Here is a 14,865-nt window from a genome sequence, read left to right on the forward strand (position 1 = left end):
ATGCCGCCATGCGTCGCGGCTTGATACACTCGCGCGATCTTCAATCCTCGATGGATTTGCTTTACATGCCCAACTTCCGTCCGCTTGCCATTGCCCTGGGCATCAGCCTGCTCACCCTGGTCACTGCTCCCGATGCGCACGCCGCGCCGAAGAAGAAGGCCGCTGCCCGCGCGCCGGCCGTCAGCGCCCAGTGCAGCGACTTCTACGAGGCCACCAACGCGACCTGGCTGAAAGCCAATCCGGTGCCGCAGACCGGTGCCACCACCGCACTGGGCCAGCTGGCCGACCGCGCGCGCCAGCAGCAGCGTGAACTGCTGGATGGGGCGATGACCGCACCGCAGGGCAACGTGCAGAAGCTGCTCGGCGACTTCTGGGCCAGCGGCCTGGACGAGGCCGCGGTGGAAGCCGACGGTTCCAACCCGATCGCCCCGTTGCTGACCCGCATCAATGCGATCAAGAAGGCCAAGGACGTGCCGGCCTCGATCGCCGCGCTGCACCAGGTCGGCATTCCGGTGGCCTTCAACTTCGCCCCGGACGTGGACCTGAAGGCGCTGGACCGCCACATCGGTTACTTCATGCAGGGCGGCATGGGCCTGCCGGATCCGGCGTTCTATACCCGTACCGATGCCGACACCGTCGCGCTGATGGCGCGCTACCGTACTTACGTCAAGCAGGTGCTGGCGCTGACCGGCACCCCGGCTGACAAGCTCGATGCCGAATCGCAGTCGGTGATCGCGCTGGAGACCGAGCTGGCGCGCAATGCGCAGTCGCTGGCCGGAATCAACAATCCGTTCAACAACTACGCGCCGATCTCCACCAAGGAGCTCAACAGCCGTTACCGCAACCTGCAGCTGGAGGCCTTCCTGAAGGCACAGGGCGTCAATGACGACCTGGTCTCGCTGTCCGATCCGGCGCTGTTCAAGCAGCTCGACGGCATGGTCACCCGGCTCAAGCCGGAACAGTGGAAGGTCTACCTGCGCTGGCGCGTGGGTGATGCGATGGCCCCGTACCTGTCCAAGGCCTACCGCGATGCCGAATTCGAATTCCGTGGCCGTGTGATGCGTGGCCAGACCCTGCCGCCGGCGCGCTGGGAGCAGGTGCTGGACGCGATCAACGTGGCTGCCGGCCCGATGGTCGGCCGCGAATATGCGGCCAAGCACCTGTCGGCCGACGACCGTCGCAAGGCAGCGCTGGTGGTGGACAAGATCCGCGAAGTGCAGATCGATGCGGTCAAGCGCAGCACCTGGATGAGCGATGAGGCCAAGACCGAAGCACAGGCCAAGCTGGCTGCGCTGAAGATCGAGATCGGCACCCCGCTGCGCGATCTGGACTACACGGTGCAGCCGATGGGCCGCGGCAGCTTCGGCGGCAACATGCTGATCGCCTCCACCTGGCGCCACCGCGAGGAAATGAAGCGCATCGGCAAGGGCAACGCCGACCGCCGCTGGGACGTGCTGCCGCAGCAGCCGGCACTGGCCTATGACATCGCGCAGAACCGCCTGATCGTCACCGCCGCCGTGCTGCAGGGCCCGGTGTTCAACACCAAGGGTGACACTGCCGACCTGTTCGGCAGCTACGGCGCGCTCGTCGCGCACGAACTGACCCGTGCGATCGACGCCAAGGGCGCGCTGGTGGATGCCAAGGGCGAACTGCGCAGCTGGTGGACCCCGGCCGACAAGACCGCCTGGACCCTGTTCGGCAACCGCGTGGCCGCCCAGTACAGCGGCTACGACTACCCGGGCGTGAAGGGTGCCAAGGTCAACGGTGAACTCACCCGCGAAGAGAATCTGGCCGACCTGGCCGGCCTCGAGCTGGCGTGGGAGGCTTACAAGGCTGTCGAACCGGCGGCCAAGCCGGCCGCCCAGCAGGGCTTCTTCCGTGCGTGGGCGAGCCTGTGGCCGCAGCAGCTGTCGCCGAATGTCGCCGCCCAGCGCCTGACCTCGGACATCCTGGCCCCGGGCCGCTGGCGCACCAACGGCCCGCTGTCCAACCTGCCGGCGTTCGGCGCCACGTTCACCTGCAAGCCGGGCCAGCCGATGCAGCGCGTGGACAACGACCAGATCAAGGTCTGGCGCTGATCCCCCTGCCCGACCTGCGCTGAACTGCATCACTTGACCAGTAAGGCGCCCTCCGGGGCGCCTTTTCTGTGTCCCCGCTGCTGCGATCCTGCAAAAAAAGACCCCGGCATCAGCCGGGGTCGAAGGTCAAAACTTGGAGAGTGGCGCAGTACCTTAGAAGTCGTAGGACGCCGACAGCCGAACCGAGCGCGGCGCGGTGAAGTAGGTCCCGATGCCATAGATGTTGGACACGGTGTCGGGACCCTTCTGATACGTCGCGTCCGACTGCAGCGCGCGGCGCTGGTTGAACACGTTGAACACGTCCAGCCCGAAACCAAGGCGATGCGCGGCGAATGTCGGGCGATACATCACGCCCAGGTCCATGCGCGTGGTCCATGGCTGGCGGCCGGCATCACCCGGACGTGAGGGACTGCCATTGCAGTAGTGGTACGACGAACCGTAGGCGATGGGGTCACTCTGGTCCGCGCCGTAGTAGCCCAGGCAGCTCTTCGGTGCGCCTGACATCACGCGCAGCGTGGCCGAAGCCGTCCACTCCGGCGTGAACTGGTAGGCACCGTAACCCTTCAACTGGTGACGACGGTCGTTGGCCAGATAGCCGCCGGCGTATTCCATCAGGTACGAAGAATCCCAGTCCTGGGTCTTGGCGACGTCGTCCTGCCCGATATCCGACTTGACCGGCCCCTCGGTGTTACCAAAACTGCGCGACCAGGTGTAGTCGAGACGGCCATACCAGTTGTTGCTCATCGGATGTTCGACAAACAGATCGACCGCCACGTAATCACGCTTGGCCTTGTTGCTGCCCAGCCCCCAGTCCGCCCCGCTCATGCTCACTGGCACGTAGCCGGAGCCGTCGGTCTTCTTGACCAGGAAGGTATTGGTCTTGCCCGGGTTGAAGATCACGCAGCCCGGCACCTCCAGGTTGCTGGAATCCACACCCATGGCATCCAGCTTGTCGTAGATGCGGTCCGAATCGCAGGTGTCGTCGATCGCGGTCTGCAGGCGACGGTAGGTCACCTTCGCGCCGCTGTTCCAGGACGCGCCGAGGGTCTTCTCGAAGCCGAGGATCAGCTCGTCCTGGTACTGAGACTTCAGATCGCTCGGCGCCACGCTGCGCGGATCCGGCGTCTGTCCATACTCATTGTTGGCCGACACCGGGCCCGGCCCCAGTTCGCCCAGTCCGGTCGGATTGCCATTCGCGTCGATTCCCGTGTACGTGAAGTACTCGCGGGTATAGGTCGACGCCGACGCACCGCGGATGGCCACACTGTTGGGCAGCGCCAGGTAATAACGGCCCAGGTTGGCGAACACCTTCAGCGAAGAATCACCGAATACGTCCCACGCCGCGCCCAGCCGGGGCGCCCACTGGTCGCCGGTTTCGACATACGCCACGGCGGCGCTGTTGTAATTGGTGAACGTGTCGTTGCGTACGCCCAGGGTCAGCAGCCAGTTCGGCGTCACCTGCCAGCGGTCTTCAAGGTAGTACGCCTTCTGCTTCAGCGACATGCTGGTGGTGGTGGAGTAGATGTACTTCTGCACGAAGTAACCCTCGCCACCGGGCGGGGTGATATCGAAGCCAGGCGACGGCGACGAACCCGGGGCGATGCGCGAGTAGATCCAGGCGTAGCCGGGGCCGGTCATCGCCTCGCCTTCGTTGCTGCCCTGGAAGGTCATGTTGTCGATACCACCGGTGATCTCGTGATCGCCGATGCGGTACTGCAGGTCCACGCGCAGGCCACGCGACGTGCTGCCCGCGTTGTAGGCCTTGTCGTTGGCCGCCGGCTGATCGTTGCGGATCGGGGTGCCACCGGTGATCGACGGATCCTGGTTGTTGGCGCCACTGATGAGAGGATTGCCCGAACTCAAGGGATTGGAGTCCAGGTTGTCCTGCTTGCTTCGCCCCCACAGTGCGCTGAGCGTGAGGTCGTCGGTGAGGTAGCTGGTGAACTTGAAGACGTCGTAGGTGTCCTTCACCTTCGTCGTGTTGGCAAACGTGCCCGTGCGCTCGCCCTCGCTGCGGGTCTCGTAATCGAAGTCCCGGTAATAGGCGTCGTAACGGTCCGTGTTCTGGAGACGCGTGTATTCCAGCGTGTTGCTGTCATTGATGTTCCAGTCGATCTTGCCGTAGAACTTCGGGGCATCAATGGTGTAGTGGCTGCGCGACTGCTGCGCCGACTCGATGGAGGCCGTGGACACGCCGTCGGACTTATCCTGCTCGGCCGCCAGATGGACGAACAGCCGGTCTTCGATGAGCGGGCCGCTGACGTAGCCGCTGTAGGTGGTACGGGTTGCCTTGTCGCCGCGACGCGAGCGGTACAGCGTGCCGGGCAGTGTCGGATCCTCGAATTCATACCCCTCCTGCAGCCCGCGGTCCGGATACAGAATGTCGCGGGGAGATTCGGCCAGGGAATCGGGCTGCCAGGTGGTCTGGAATCCAAAATGCCATTCGTTTGTACCGCGCTTGCCGAGCTGGTTGATCACGCCGCCCGTGGAACGGCCGTAGCTGGCGCCATAGCCACCGGTGAACGTTTCCTGCTGATCGATCGAGCCGTAGGGCAGGCTGACGCCACCGAGGCTGTTCAGCGGGTTGGTCGCGTTGAAGCCATTGATGTAATACGCGTTCTCGCTGACGCTGGACCCCCCGAAGGAAAGCACCGAGCGCGAGCCGTTGCTGAAGGCGCCGCTGCCGCCGACCACACCCGGGGCCAGCAGGGCGATGGCTTCCGCACTACGGCCCAGGGGCAGTACATCCAGCTGTTTGGAGGTGATCACCGAGCGCGACACCGTGTTGCTCACGTCGATTTTGGGGATGTTGGCCGCCGTCACGTTGACAGCACCGAGGGTGGTCGCATCGCCGCCGGCACTGCCACCGCGCCCGCCGAAGGACACTTCGGTGCCTGCACCGACGATCAACTGCACGTTGTCACGCTCTTCCACGACCTGCCCGTCGCGTTGCAGCGTGACCGTATAGCGCCCCACCGGCAGTGAGCCGAGGACATAGCGGCCATTGGCATCGACCGTCGCGGAACGACGCAGGCCGGTATCGCTCTGCACGACAACGGTGGCGCCGGCGGAGGACGGCACAGTGCCGTAGACAGAGCCGGTGGTGCTCTGTGCTGCGGCGGCGCCGATGAAGGAGGTCAGGATGACGGCCAAGGCCGTGCGCTTCAGCCGATTGGCCGGGGTGCTGCGTGTCATGGAGTGTCCTTGAGTCGGGAGTTGCATACCGAAATGTCAGCAGCGTTGCGGCGAAAACCACTTCCACCTGCAACTGAACCCGATCTTAATTTCACTATTTTGCGAAGCGCAATCGAACCTGAATGCAGTCTCAAGCCACTGAAACAGAACCCTTTTATTTCCACGAAGGACTAAAACGCGCTGATTGCGACGATTCACCGAGACATATTGAGATAATGCATCTCATTTGTTTGTCTTGTTACGCGACCTTGCCCACACTTTCCATCTGCTAGTTACCCATTCGCCAGGTCAATGGCGACACGCCATCAATAGAAAGGGGGCGCTTACGACAATGCAGCCTCACGCCGATCATGGCGCAAGGTGCATTGCGCGACCTCAATGCCTTACTTGATGCTGCGCAGGTGATTGGGCCGCTTCGGGGGCCCCGGCGGCCGTCGGTTGTTGAACGGCGGTTGGCCGCGCCAGTAGCGGATCAACAGCCAGCCGAACAGCATGCCGCCCAGATGCGCGAAGTGGGCCACGCCCGGCCGCCAGCCGGTGGCGCCCAGCATCAGTTCCATCGCGCCGAACACGATCACGAAGGTACGTGCCTTCATCGGGATCGGCGGGAACAGCAGCATCACCCGCTGGTTCGGGAACAGCATGCCGTAGGCCAGCAGCAGACCGAACACGCCACCGGAGGCACCCAGCACCGTGGCCGGATCGGCCAGCATCATGCCGACCAGCAGCTGGCACAGCCCGGCACCGGCGACACACACCAGGTAATAGGTGAGGAAGCGTTTTTCGCCCCAGGTCTGTTCCAGCGGCGCGCCGAACATGAAGAGCGCGAGCATGTTGAAGAACAGATGGCCGAAGCTGCCATGCAGGAAGCCATAGGTCAGCAGCTGCCAGGGCTGGAAGTTGCCGCCCGGCGAGAACGGATCGAAGCCGCCCCCCAGAGGCTGCAGCATGAAGGGCTCGAACGTGGCATTGCCAAGCAGGAACGGCTGCTGCAGCAGGAACAGCAGGGCATTGGCGATCAGCAACGCTTTGGTGACAGTGGGCAGGCGCGGAAACATGAGGGCATCCTTTGGAACTGCGCCCATCATAGCCGCAGCACCCGGCCGTCATCTGCGCGCCAGTACCCGCGTTCAACGCGCAGGCAGCGTCAGCCCGGTCCCCACAGGGCGGCATCCAGATCGTTGGCACCGACCACCGGCATTCCCTTGACGCGACCCCGCTCCACTACCACGCCCTCGGCGCGCAACCGCTGGCTCTGCTCCTTCCAGCCAGCCGAGCCTTCCGGCATCGCAATACGCCCGTCCGAGCGCAGCACGCGGTGCCAGGGCAGCTCAGGATCGTCATTCATGCCGAGCACGCGGGCGGTCAGCCGTGCCCTGCCCGGCAGCCCCGCCTTGGCGGCGACCTGGCCGTAGCCCATCACCTGCCCGCGCGGAATCGCCCGGATCACCGCCAGAATCCTTGCACGCGCCTGCGCCGCCGGGTCATCGCCCGTGGCGGCCGCATTCACGCGCGGACCCGGCTGACCAGCAGCACGCCGAGCAGGACCAGGGCCGTGCCGAGGATCTGCCACGGCCCCATGGGTTCGTCGAGCAGCCATAGACTCATCACGATGGTGGAAACCGGACCGAGCATACCCACCTGGGCGGCCAGCGACGAGCCGATCCGCTTGACCGCCAGCATGATCGCCATCACCGGCAGCACCGTGCAGACCGTCGCGTTGATCAGCGACAGCCAGTACACCGGTGTGGGCGCCTGGCCCAGCGCAGACATCGGGTGCAGCACCGCGAAGTGCAGCACGCACAGCACGCAGGCCACGCAGCTGGCATAGGCGGTCAGGCGGATCGCACCGATCCGGGCCACCACCTGGCCGCTGCCGAACAAGTACAGCGCATAGCTCAGCGCACTGGCGAACACCAGCGCACTGCCCAGCACGATGCGCCCGCCTTCCAGCTGCAGGTCATGGCCGAAGGCCAGCAGCACGCCCAGATAGCTGAGCACCAGCGCCGCCACCTGCCAGCGACCGGGGCGCTTTTTCAGCAGGACCAGGCTGATCAGCAGCACCAGCGTGGGGTTCAAATACAGGATCAGCCGCTCCAGGGTGACACTGATGTACTGCAGGCCCTGGAAGTCCAGCAGGCTGGACAGGTAGTAGCCGGTGAAGCCCAGCCACACCACCCGCCAGCGATCGCCCCAGGACAACGCGGGCGCGCGCCGCGCCGACCATACCGCCAGCACCGCGAACAACGGAAAGGCCATCAGCATCCGCAGCGCCAGCAGCGTGGTGGCATCCACGCCATGCCGATACGCGAGTTTGACGATGACCGCCTTGCCCGAGGCCGCGATCGCGCCAATCGCGGCCAAGGCGATGCCGCCGGCGGCGATGCGGCTGGAGGACGTGGGCAGCGAGGAGGCGGGTGAAGTCATCAGGACGGCGGACAGCCGCGCGGGGGCGGCTGGTCAGGTGGGGGGGGCGGCCATTGTCGCATGCGGTGCGGCGGGTGTTCTGCGCCGGCAGACACTGCGGGAACGGCGCTCCGATCCTGTTTCAACTGCGGAAAGGACACGGCAGGCCGCCGAGCTGTTCGCCTGCGGAAGGGTGTGCCGCGCGGTGCGCGGTTGCCACGCATGGCGTGGCACTACCGGATTCCTGCTGCGGCTTCGGCGGCTGCACGCCGCTGATGCGCTTTCAGCGCATCAGTACGACTTCTTCTGCGGAGGTCGGATGGATTGCCACGGTGTCGTCGAACTGCGCCTTGGTCACACCCATCTTCACCGCCAGTGCGAAGCCCTGCAGGATTTCATCGGCCGCCTCGCCCAGCAGGTGTACGCCGACCACACGCTCCTCTTCCCCGACACAGACCAGCTTGAACAGGCTGCGCTGGGTGCCATCGGCCAAGGCCTGCAGCATCGGGCGGAAGTTGCTGCGGTACACGCGGACGTCGCCGTACTTCGCACAGGCCTCTTCTTCGCTCAAGCCCACTGCGCCCAGCGCCGGGTGCGAGAACACCACGCTGGCCACGTTCTCATAGTCCATCTTCGCTTGCGGCTGGCCACCGAACAGGCGGTCCATCAGCTTGCGCGCCGCGGCGATCGCCACCGGGGTCAGGCCGACCTTGCCGGCGATATCGCCCACCGCATGCACACTCGGCACCGCCGTGGTCTGCCACTCATCGACCTCCACCTCGCCCTTGTCTCCGACCACCACGCCCACCGCTTCCAGCCCGAGGTCGGCACTGTTGCCCCGCCGCCCCGTGGCGAAGAACACGGCATCGAAGTGACCATCGGCCGGCCCATCGTGCCCGAGCGCCACCACGGCGCTGCCGTCGCACTGCAGCTCGCGCAGACGATAGCCAAAATGGACCTGCACACCCTGGTGGCGCAGGTTCTCGGCAAGCTGCCCGGTCAGTTCCGCATCGAAACGTTCCAGCAGGCGTTCGCCCCGGACCAGCAGCGTCACGCGGCTGCCAAGTGCCTGGAGCAGCCCGGCCAGCTCAACTGCGATGTAGCCGCCACCGACGATCGCGACCCGCTCCGGTGCACTGCACAGATTGAAGAAATCATCGGAGACCAGGCCCAGTTCGGCACCGGGAATGTTCGGGCGCTGGGGATGGGCACCGGTTGCGATCAGAATGTGCGCGGCGCTGATCCGTACACCATCGCTGCACTCCACGGTGTGCGCATCCACCAGGCGGCCACGACGCGGCACCCGCACCACCTTGTTTTCATCCAGGCGCTTGAGATAGCTGGCATGGATATTGGCGATGTAGGCCTGGCGATGCACCACCAGCTCTTTCCAATCCAGTGATGGGCGCACCGGCACGTCGAATCCCATCGCTGCAGCCAAGCCGATGCGTCCGGACAGATCGGCGGCGAGCCACATCGCCTTCTTCGGCACGCAGCCGACATTGACGCAGGTGCCGCCGAGCTCGCCCGGCTCCAGCATCGCCACCCGCTGGCCGTGCTGCGCGGCGCGGAACGCCGCGGCCAGGCCGCCGGAGCCACCGCCCAGCACGATCAGGTCATAGTCGTATTGCGTCGTCATTGGCATCGCTCAACTCGGTAAGGGGCAGGATCGATCCCCGGCGCGCGGCCGTTGATCAGGCCTGCCATCAACTGGCCGCAGCCGACGCTCATGCTCCTGCCCAGCATGCCACGACCGGCTGCGATCCAGACGTGAGGGTGCGTGGCACCGCCGTGTCAGGCCCGGCGCAGCGGCGGCCACTGCAGATAGGTCATCGCGCGCCAGATCCACTCCAGCGGCCCGAACCGGAAGTACCGCAGCCACGCATGGCTGATCGCCACCTGCAGCGCGAACAGCGCCAGCGCGAACGGGATCTGCCATAGCCGCGGCATTGTTTCGAACGCGCCCAGTCCATAGCCATAGAACACCCAGGTACAGACCAGCGACTGGCCGATGTAATGCGTGAGCGCCATCCGCCCCATCGGCGCCAGCACCTGCAGACGCGCGCGCCAGTGCACGATCCAGGCCAGATACCCCAGGCACATCAGCAGCCCGGCCAGTGCACTGATCGCATACGCCACGCCGCCGCGCAGATCCAACGTGCCGGGTGCCTGATAGGGGTGCCAGATCGCACTGCCCAGCATCACTACCAGCCCGACCGGCAATGCGACCCAGCGCAGCCGTGCATACAGCCGTGCAAACCGCTCGGGCTCGGCCAGCGCGCCACTGCGCGCGAACCAGCTGCCGATCAGGAACATGCCCAGCACTTCCGGACCGATCACGAAGATGCCCGACAGCATCGCGCCGAGATCACGCAGGCGCTGTCCCACCGCCTGCCCCCAGCTGCCATGCGCGTACGCCTGGCGCTGCAGCTCGATCGTGCGTTGGGCCTGGGCGATGGCCTCGCGCAGCGGTTCCTGCGTGTGCTCCATGCTGGCCATCCAGCTCATCAACGCCCCCAGCACCAGCACCAGGGCGGCAGCGCCCAGATAGCTGATCGCGCCCATCGCGGGCAACCAACTGCGCGGCGCCTCGCGGCAGGCGAGCAGCAACAACGAGATCAACGCATAGATCACCAGGATGTCGCCGGACCACACCAGCAGCGCGTGGCACAGGCCGATCAACAGCAGCGCCGCGCTGCGGCGCAGATAGAACGGTGCGAATGCGCGGCCAGCCGCTTCGGCGCGCTGCGCCATGACCGAGAACCCCGCGCCGAACAACAGCGAGAACAGGGTGAAGAACTTGCCCTGGACCAGCACGTAGATGGCCGCATCGGCCCAGTAGTCCGCGCCCAGCCAATGCGGATCGATGCCGGTGAAGGACAGATCCAGCGGACCGCTGAACGCCTCCATGTTCATCAGCAGGATGCCCAGCAATGCGAAGCCGCGCAGGATGTCGATGACGGCGATGCGCTCGTGGGCACCCACCGGCTGCAAAGGAGAAGAAGCTGCGTTCACAGGCAATCCGCTGACCAGGGCCGCCATTATGCCGTGCGCACGAGGGCGTGCCGCACAAACGAAAACGGCCCGCCGAAGCGGGCCGTTGGATCAACGAGGGGTCGCAGCACTCAGTGCTGGTGGCCGCCATCGCCGTGCACGTGGCCGTGCTCGATTTCTTCCTTGCTGGCTTCGCGCACGTCGACGATCTCGACGTTGAAGTGCAGGTCCTTGCCGGCCATCGGGTGGTTCAGGTCGACATCGACCACGCTCATGCCGACCTTCTCGACGGTCACGGCGCGCGGGCCGAAGTTGGTCTGCAGCACGACCTGCTGGCCCGGCACCAGCTTGCTGGTGCCGAAGTGCTTCTTGGGCACGCGCTGGGTCAGGCCTTCGCGGCGCTCGCCGTAGGCATCGGTCGCCTTGACGTCCACTTCGAAGGTGGCGCCGGCTTCCTTGTCCATCATGGCGTTTTCCAGGCCCGGGATGATGTTGCCGTGGCCGATCAGGATCGCCAGCGGATCACGGTCCTTGGAGCTCTCGATCGGCTCCTGGCCCTGCTCGGCGACGGTGTAATGGAAACGGACGACGCGGTCTTTTTCGATCTTCATGCGCAACTCTGGTCTGGAGACTGCCGAGGGCAGACGGGTGAGGCGGGTTGTGGCCTGCCGGATACGCCGCCATCATGACGGCCTTCTAAGGTCGCGCATTATCCGGACAACATGCACATGACGCCAGTTTCGCGCCTGACCCGCCTGCCCGGCCGCCTGGCCCTGCTGGCGATCATCGCCCTGCTGAGCGCCTGTGGCGGCGGCAAGACCACTCGCCCGGCCCCGCCGCCCGCCTCGACCCAGGTATGGCCAAGCGTGACCCCTAACGACCCGCAGGCCGCCAACGCGGTGCTGATGCGCGCCATCGGACTGGTCGGTACGCCCTATCGCTATGGCGGCAACACCCCGGAGTCCGGCTTCGACTGCAGCGGCCTGGTCGCCTATGTCTACCGCGAGATGCTCGATCTGCGCCTGCCGCGCACCTCGCGCGATCTGGCCGCCGTGCAGGGGCCGAAGATCGATCCCAAGCGCCTGGCGCCAGGCGATCTGGTGTTTTTCGGCAACAAGGGCAACGTCTTCCATGTCGGCATCTATGTCGGTGAAGGCCGCTTCGTGCACGCCCCCAGCACCGGCGGCACGGTCCGGCTGGACTCGCTCGGCGGTCCCTACTGGAAGGACCACTACACCGGGGCGAAACGCGTCCTTAACTAACCTGAACAGGGGTAACGTCCAAATTTGTGACGTGCGTCACATAGTTATAAACGAAAAATTAACGGAATTTGTACCTAATCACTGCGCTTACACGGCATCATCACCCATCGTTTTTATTCAGTGACCGCCGCGTGACGACAGACGACCTGACGTGCAAAGGCCAGACCGCCGCCACCCGGCGACGCGCCCGCCCCGCTTTCCTCGCTGCAGCACTCTGCCTGGCCAGCCTCCCGGCCTGGGCACAGTCCGCACCGACGACCGCTCCCGAGGTTGCTGCACCCCCCGTCACTGTCACCCCCGATTCCTCCGCGCCGGCCAAGCCCAAGGCTGATGCGCCGGCCCGCAGCAAGGCTGATGCCGCTGCCAGCGCCACCCTCGCCGCCCTGCTTCCGCACCTGGCCGCCAACGACACCATCCCCCTCATGGACCGCTCGGCGATGTTCGCCGGTGACCTGAGCCGCCTGCTCGCCAATTACGACGCCAGCACCGGCGCCATTACCGTGGCCGGCGACGCCGCCGAAAATGGCAAGGTCCAGTCCCTGCTGCGCCGTGCGATGACCCTGCTCGGCACGCCGTACCGCTGGGGAGGCACCTCGCCGGACAGTGGTTTCGACTGCAGTGGCCTGGTCGGCTATGTGTTCCGGACCGCGCTGGGCGTCGAGCTGCCGCGCGTGTCGCGCGAGATGGCCCATGACGGCGCTGCCGAACTGATCAATGACCGCAACGCCCTGGCGGCTGGCGATCTGGTGTTCTTCGGCCGCAAGGGCCGGGTCGACCATGTCGGCATCTATGTCGGCGAAGGTCGCTTCCTGCATGCCCCGAGCACCGGCAAGGACGTCCGCGTCGACAGCCTGGTCAGCGGCTACTGGGGCGGCAAGTTCATGCAGGCCCGCCGCGTCGACCTCTGACGGGCCCTGCTGAACCCATGGATCAAAGGCCGCTGCCCTGCAGCGGCCTTTTTCGTTGGGCCCGGCGATGGCCGCTGACCGGCCCAACCCGCGTTCCTTTCTCTGTCACCGCCTGTTTTGCAGCGGGCGACACGCCCGGCGCACGCGCGCCGCGGCGGGGGACGGACCCGGACGTGGGGCGGCACGTCCTGGGCAACCGATCAGGCAGCAGACACCGCCCGCGATCCTCGTCGACAAGGTGACGCATGGCGGCTGTCCCCGATTTTCCTGCCCGGTGTGTGATCTGGTTTGGGCAACCGCTCGCGCTTGAACGGGCGACGCTGGCTGCGGCCGGCTGGCAGGTGCGCGGCGTCGCCCCCGAGCAGTGCGCCGGCATCGGCATGCGCGGCAGCGACCAGGTCGTCGGCCTGCTGGACCTGCGTACCGTGGTCCCGGCCAACCTGGCCCACCTGCAACAGCTGCTGGTCGACCACCGCCACATGAGCCTGCTGGCGTTGTTGCCGGCCGCTCCGCTGCGCGCCTCGCCGGTGCTGGATGCGCTGCTCGCCGCCTGTGTGGATACCTATACCACCCCGATCGATCTGCCGCGCGTCGTACAGCGGCTGCAGCAGCTGGCGGGCGCCGACCCCCTGCCCGCGCCCCATGGCCCGCAGTCCCTGATCGGCGACAGCGCGGTCCTGCAGGTCACCCGCGCGGCCATCCGCAAGTACGCACCGGTAGACCTGCCGGTACTGATCACCGGCGAAACCGGCACCGGCAAGGAACTCGCGGCGCAGGCACTGCACGCACTGTCCGCGCGCCACGCGCGTCCCTTCCTGGCGGTGAACTGCGGCGCCATCCCGGCCGCGCTGGTGCAGTCCGAGCTGTTCGGCCACGAGCGGGGCGCCTTCACCGGTGCGGCAACGCGGCGCCTGGGCCTGTTCGAATCGGCCAGTGGCGGCACCGTGTTCCTGGACGAGATCGGCGACCTGCCGCTGGATGCGCAGACCAATCTGCTGCGTGTACTGCAGGAAGGCACCGTCGAACCTGTCGGCAGCAACCGGCCGCTGGCGGTGGATGTGCGTGTGTTGGCCGCGACCCACGTCGATCTTGAAGCCGCGGTCGAACAGGGCCACTTCCGGCGCGATCTGTTCTATCGGCTCAACGTGCTCCGCCTGCCCCTGCCACCGCTGCGCGAGCGCGGCACTGATATCGCGATGCTGGCCCACCATTTTCTCGCCAGCTTCCGGCATCGCCACGTCACCCGGGCGCGCGGCTTCACCGCCGATGCAGTCCAGGCGCTGGAGCGCTTTGCATGGCCGGGCAATGTGCGCGAGCTGCTCAACCGGGTGCAGCGTGCAGCGATCGTCAGCGATGCCGAACTGATCACCGCCGCGGATCTGGAGATGAGCCAGCCGCTGCTGCCCATCACCGCGCACGGCCTGCACGGCGCAAAGCAGGTCGCCGAACGCGAAACCCTGCTGCATGCCCTGCGCCAGAACGACTTCAACATCACCGCCTGCGCCCGCCACATGCAGGTCTCGCGGGTGACCGTCTACCGGCTGTGCCGCAAGCACCAGCTGGCGCTCCCCGACCTGCGCTGACCTCAAGCGGTGGCGTAGCAGCCCCCGCAGCGCGCCTACAAGCTGTACGGCACCTTGAACGCCAGAGTGAAGTCCGGTGCATCCGGGGTCAGGCCGATACCCAGCAGGCTCACCAGCGTGGTCTTCTGGTTCAGGGCATAGGTGATGCCCAGGTTGAGCGTGGCGGCATTGGCATCGCTGCCGATCACCTTGAGCCACTGGCCGTTCTTGTAGCGCGTGGACGCGCGCGCGCTCAACTTGTCGCTGAAGGAGATGCTCAGGCTGGTGCGCTCGTTGAAGGCAAACGCCACGCCAGCGCCGAAGTAGTACGAGCCGCCCAGCTTCACATCCCCCGGGTTGGTGGTATCCGGGTTGGCGTCGATGTCATCGAAGCTGCGCGGGAAGGAATGGATGTAGCCGATATTGGCGAACAGGATCGCCGGGGGGGGGGGGGGGGGGG

At 66.0% G+C, this 14,865-nt stretch carries 11 protein-coding genes and 1 pseudogene; 4 read left to right on the plus strand and 8 right to left on the minus strand.

Annotated elements, in window-relative coordinates:
- Positions 1–65 precede the first annotated feature (65 nt).
- The gene (locus tag ACE026_RS12965; protein WP_486039309.1) at positions 66–2,078 is read left to right on the plus strand and encodes a M13 family metallopeptidase; all 2,013 of its coding nucleotides are present in this window, start codon (positions 66–68) and stop codon (positions 2,076–2,078) included.
- 153 nt (positions 2,079–2,231) lie between these two features.
- Here the strand turns inward: ACE026_RS12965 and ACE026_RS12970 are convergent, their stop codons facing one another.
- The 7 genes from ACE026_RS12970 to ACE026_RS13000 form a co-directional block, all read right to left on the minus strand.
- The gene (locus tag ACE026_RS12970) at positions 2,232–5,273 is read right to left on the minus strand and encodes a TonB-dependent receptor (RefSeq protein WP_486039310.1); all 3,042 of its coding nucleotides are present in this window, start codon (positions 5,271–5,273) and stop codon (positions 2,232–2,234) included.
- 383 nt (positions 5,274–5,656) lie between these two features.
- Positions 5,657–6,331, minus strand: a complete 675-nt coding sequence (locus tag ACE026_RS12975) for a rhomboid family intramembrane serine protease (RefSeq protein WP_486039311.1) — start codon at positions 6,329–6,331, stop codon at positions 5,657–5,659.
- An 89-nt stretch (positions 6,332–6,420) separates the two neighbouring features.
- A complete protein-coding gene (locus ACE026_RS12980; protein WP_486039312.1) occupies positions 6,421–6,873 on the minus strand; it encodes an MGMT family protein in 453 nt (150 codons plus the stop codon).
- The gene (locus ACE026_RS12985; RefSeq protein WP_486039313.1) at positions 6,780–7,700 is read right to left on the minus strand and encodes a DMT family transporter; all 921 of its coding nucleotides are present in this window, start codon (positions 7,698–7,700) and stop codon (positions 6,780–6,782) included. Before ACE026_RS12985 ends, ACE026_RS12980 begins: the two co-directional genes overlap by 94 nt.
- 262 nt (positions 7,701–7,962) lie before the next feature.
- On the minus strand, positions 7,963–9,318 hold the full coding sequence (gene gorA, locus ACE026_RS12990; RefSeq protein ID WP_486039314.1) for a glutathione-disulfide reductase: 1,356 nt from the start codon (positions 9,316–9,318) through the stop codon (positions 7,963–7,965).
- Between the two features lie 155 nt (positions 9,319–9,473).
- The gene (locus ACE026_RS12995; protein ID WP_486039315.1) at positions 9,474–10,721 is read right to left on the minus strand and encodes a DUF418 domain-containing protein; all 1,248 of its coding nucleotides are present in this window, start codon (positions 10,719–10,721) and stop codon (positions 9,474–9,476) included.
- Between the two features lie 83 nt (positions 10,722–10,804).
- The gene (locus ACE026_RS13000; protein WP_088433264.1) at positions 10,805–11,284 is read right to left on the minus strand and encodes an FKBP-type peptidyl-prolyl cis-trans isomerase; all 480 of its coding nucleotides are present in this window, start codon (positions 11,282–11,284) and stop codon (positions 10,805–10,807) included.
- Between the two features lie 111 nt (positions 11,285–11,395).
- Between ACE026_RS13000 and ACE026_RS13005 the strand changes: the two genes are divergently transcribed.
- The 3 genes from ACE026_RS13005 to ACE026_RS13015 all read left to right on the plus strand — a co-directional run bounded on the left by ACE026_RS13005 (position 11,396) and on the right by ACE026_RS13015 (position 14,426).
- Positions 11,396–11,935, plus strand: coding sequence for a C40 family peptidase (locus ACE026_RS13005; RefSeq protein ID WP_346481481.1), 540 nt, complete (start codon positions 11,396–11,398; stop codon positions 11,933–11,935).
- A gap of 131 nt (positions 11,936–12,066) precedes the next feature.
- Positions 12,067–12,843, plus strand: a complete 777-nt coding sequence (locus ACE026_RS13010) for a C40 family peptidase (RefSeq protein ID WP_455948436.1) — start codon at positions 12,067–12,069, stop codon at positions 12,841–12,843.
- Between the two features lie 245 nt (positions 12,844–13,088).
- Positions 13,089–14,426 carry a sigma-54 interaction domain-containing protein gene (locus ACE026_RS13015; protein WP_486039316.1) on the plus strand — a complete coding sequence of 446 codons (1,338 nt, stop codon included), beginning with the start codon at positions 13,089–13,091 and terminating at the stop codon, positions 14,424–14,426.
- 35 nt (positions 14,427–14,461) lie between these two features.
- Here ACE026_RS13015 and ACE026_RS13020 read toward each other — a convergent pair.
- Positions 14,462–14,865, minus strand: a pseudogene (locus ACE026_RS13020) (hypothetical protein); the annotation flags it as partial.

This window comes from Stenotrophomonas sp. AGC87, from assembly GCF_057333975.1.